Below are 3,844 nucleotides of genomic sequence, written 5' to 3' on the forward strand. Positions count from 1 at the left end.
CACCGATTATCCTTAACTCCTTATCGGTGACTATTATGATTTCTTCCTTCATAGTCCAAATTTATATTATACATTTTTAAAATCGCCCAAAGGATAGAACGGGAACATGTTTTCCTCCATCCATTTATTGGCCTCGACAGGTGTCATTTTCCATCCGGAACTACAGGTAGAAACAACTTCAATAACAGAAGTGCCTTTATTCTCCTTTTGCTTTTCGAAAGCCTTCCGGATGGCTTTCTTCGTTTTGCGAACAGCGCCGGGTGTATGAACCGCTTGACGGGTCACATAGGCTGTTCCCGGCAACTGTGCAAGCAATTCGGTCATTTTCAACGGATTTCCGTCATGTGTCGGTTCCCGTCCAAACGGACAGGTCGATGTTTGCATACCCTCAATGGTAGTCGGCGCCATTTGTCCGCCGGTCATACCGTAAATACCGTTATTAATGAAAATGATGACAATATTTTCACCCCGGTTGCAGGCATGGATGGTTTCGGCAGTGCCGATAGCAGCAAGGTCTCCATCGCCCTGATAGGTAAAAATAAACCGGTCGGGGCGCAGACGTTTCATGGCAGTGGCCAGAGCGGGTGCACGTCCGTGAGCTGCTTCCTGCCAATCGATATCGATATAATTATACATAAAAACCGAACATCCCACAGGAGCCACTCCGATTACCTGGTCCTGTATATTCATTTCTTCAAGAACCTCTGCCAAAGCCACATGTACTACCCCGTGACTGCATCCGGGGCAATAATGCATTACATTATCGGTCAAAACCTTCGTTTTGCCATAAACCAGGTTTTCAGGTTTTTTTATTTCATTGATCACGGCTTCCATATTATTTGCCTCCTATCAGTTTTTGTTCGAGCGCATTGGCTACCTCTTCCGGTGAAGGAACAACGCCACCTAAACGCCCGAAATGTTCAACTCTTACTTTACCTTCAACGGCCAGCCTGATGTCTTCCACCATTTGACCACTGCTCATCTCTACCGAAAGTACACCTTTAAGCTGTCCGGCCAAATCCTGTAGCTGTTTCACCGGGAACGGGAAAAGTGTAATGGGTCTGAGAAGACCAACTTTAAGTCCCTTCGCCCGCAAAATTTCCTTGGCAGCTAAGGATATTCTTGCGCTGCTTCCATAAGCCATCAGTAAATATTCAGCATCGTCGGTATCAACAGCTTCGTACCGTACTTCTTTCTCCTGAAGCTCTTTGTACTTGGCCTGTATTCTCTCGTTGGCTTTCTCTTGCTTTTCGGGGTCCAGTTCAAGAGAAGTAATGATATTACGTTCACGGTCTTTCTTTTTCCCGGTGGTTGCCCAGGGATGCATCTCATCAATCTCCTCATTTGTCCAGCGCTTCTTCTGAGGCTTTAATTCAACCTTTTCCATCATCTGACCAATCATTCCATCCGAAAGGATCATGGCAGGATTTCTGTATTTAAATGCAAGATCGAAAGCCAGTTCTACAAAATCGGCCATTTCCTGAACAGATGATGGCGCCAGAACTATCAATTTGTAGTCACCATGTCCTCCTCCTTTAACAGCCTGAAAATAATCCGACTGAGCAGGTTGTATCGTGCCCAGTCCCGGACCGCCACGCACCACATTCACAACCAGGCAGGGCAATTCAGCACCGGCCATATAACTCAAACCTTCCTGCATCAAACTGATACCCGGGCTGGAAGAAGAAGTCATGACACGTTTGCCACATCCTGCTCCGCCATATAACATATTGATAGAGGCCACTTCACTTTCGGCCTGTAAGACCACCATTCCGGTTGTTTCCCATGGCTTCAGGGCCATAAGCGTTTCCATCACTTCCGACTGCGGGGTAATCGGATACCCGAAATACCCGTCGGCGCCACAGCGGATAGCTGCTTCGGCAATGGCTTCATTGCCTTTCATTAACCTTAGTTCACTCATCGGCTTTATGGTTTCTTAGTTCTGAATTCTGTTAAGCATTCTATTTAACAGCGCATCAGACCATTTCTAATTTTTTTCTGTAAACGGTGATGCAACTATCGGGACATACTTCGGCGCAATTGGTACAACCATTACATCCATCCTGACTGACCAGATAAGCATAATTATAACCTTTCCCGTTAACTTCGTCGGCCAACGCGATAACATTGGTCGGACAGGCTTCCACACAAAGCGAACAGCCCTTACAGGTTTCTACATCAACCTCTATGGTTCCTATCATTTTTGCCATAACTAATCGGTTTGATTTTTTACTCTATTACGAATTTAGATAAAAATTGTAACCCGGCCTTATGACACCTATCATTATTTCCTATAAACAAAGCGAATAAATAGAATTACGATTTGTAACCTTTTGAAAAATCAGTCACTTAAGACGGTTGTTTATATGCATTTTAAATTTCCTTCCTATCCACGACTCCGGGCAAATAGTTTCAAACGCTCTTCCAATTCATTCATTCTATCCTTTCCTGTATGCGAAACACAAATCCTGAGTCCTTCTGTGCGACTGCTGCCCGTAGTATCCAGAGTGATGGCACTGATGCCATAGCGAATCAGTTCTGAAAGCAATTCTTCCCCGGTCATTCCCGGATAGCAGACTGTAAAATAAAATCCGTCGGCCACATCCCGCTCCTCATCTTTTTCGTAAACCAGTTTAAAACCGTTTTCGACGAACAGTTTTTTCATGATCACGGCACGCTCACCATACTCGCTTACATAGGAAACGAAATCGAACCGTCCGTCATTAACAGCTTTCAACAATGCGGCAAATCCGTATTGCGGAGAGTGAGGAGCGCCGGCAGTTGTAGAATAAAGGGCATCCTGCAGAATGGCAATACCAAACCGGCCGGAGTTAAAAACTTTGGCCAATCCGTCAAAAGGCCTGGAAAACAATTTATCGGAAATCAAAAGGCTTCCAATGCGTTGGCCGGCATAACTGAAAATTTTGGAACTTGAAAAGAGCAACACATAGTTGTCGGTGTATTTCGCAACAGTGGGCTGATAGGGAGGCTCACCGGGAACGCCGTAATTCTCCCGAAAGTCCATTCCGAAATAGGCCAGATCTTCCATCACAATAACATCATACTTATTGGCCAATTCACCGATTATCCTTAACTCCTTATCGGTGAAACATATCCAGGCCGGGTTATTGGGATTCGAATACAAAAAAGTACTGATATGCCCCTCTTTGAGATAGGATTCCAATTTGTCGCGAAGTTTTTCTCCGCGGTAGTTATAGATATCAAAACTTTCATATTTCATTCCCTGTAGTACAACCTGGCGTTTATGAACGGGAAAACCGGGGTCAATAAACAGGGTCGTATCTTTTTCCGGATCGCGCCGGTTGGCTACCATAAAAGTAATGAACGACGATTGCATTGACCCTACAGTCGGAATACAACCGGCAGGATCAATGTTAATATCAAGAAACAACTTTGCAAATCGTGATAACTCCTGTTTCAACGCTTTTACCCCCTCAATGGGCGGGTAAACCGATGAAACACCTCGCTTCAGGGCATCCATTTCGGCATTGACACCCAGATCAGGAGCATCAAGGCCGGGAACCCCCATCTCCGTTCGGATAAATTTTACCTCAAACATTTCCTGCAAACTGTTAACCAATTGAACAATCTGACGGATGGTACAGTAAGCCAAACTGTTAATTCCAAATTCTTCCCGAAGCTGTAAAATAACTTCTTTGTTTATTGGAAACGGATTTTTTTTTGACATTATAGTGAGTCTTTTAAAGGTTCAATATTCATCAGTGAGCCCAGTCTAAAATTTATTTTTAAGGTCTGATGGAACACGCATGCAATAACTTATACATGTTCTGTTGTGGAAAACGTTGCCATGCTCGTTTCATCA

Annotated in this window: 4 protein-coding genes; all 4 read right to left on the bottom strand. The window is 44.4% G+C overall.

The window, feature by feature from the left end; genetic code table 11:
- Window positions 1-66: 66 nt before the first annotated feature.
- The 4 genes from ATH1_RS0117675 to ATH1_RS0117690 all read right to left on the bottom strand — a co-directional run bounded on the left by ATH1_RS0117675 (window position 67) and on the right by ATH1_RS0117690 (window position 3,709).
- Window positions 67-834: a thiamine pyrophosphate-dependent enzyme gene (locus ATH1_RS0117675; protein WP_010424057.1), complete on the bottom strand. Its 768-nt coding sequence runs from the start codon at window positions 832-834 to the stop codon at window positions 67-69.
- A 1-nt stretch (window position 835) separates the two neighbouring features.
- Window positions 836-1,921 carry a 3-methyl-2-oxobutanoate dehydrogenase subunit VorB gene (locus tag ATH1_RS0117680; protein WP_044115494.1) on the bottom strand — a complete coding sequence of 362 codons (1,086 nt, stop codon included), beginning with the start codon at window positions 1,919-1,921 and terminating at the stop codon, window positions 836-838.
- 55 nt (window positions 1,922-1,976) lie between these two features.
- The gene (locus ATH1_RS0117685; RefSeq protein ID WP_010424053.1) at window positions 1,977-2,210 is read right to left on the bottom strand and encodes a 4Fe-4S dicluster domain-containing protein; all 234 of its coding nucleotides are present in this window, start codon (window positions 2,208-2,210) and stop codon (window positions 1,977-1,979) included.
- A gap of 176 nt (window positions 2,211-2,386) precedes the next feature.
- Entirely contained in the window at window positions 2,387-3,709 is a 1,323-nt protein-coding gene (locus tag ATH1_RS0117690) for an aminotransferase class I/II-fold pyridoxal phosphate-dependent enzyme (protein ID WP_010424052.1), read from the bottom strand.
- Window positions 3,710-3,844: the final 135 nt, after the last annotated feature.

Origin of the sequence: Anaerophaga thermohalophila DSM 12881 (assembly GCF_000191885.1) — a bacterium.
GTDB lineage: Bacteria > Bacteroidota > Bacteroidia > Bacteroidales > Marinilabiliaceae > Anaerophaga > Anaerophaga thermohalophila.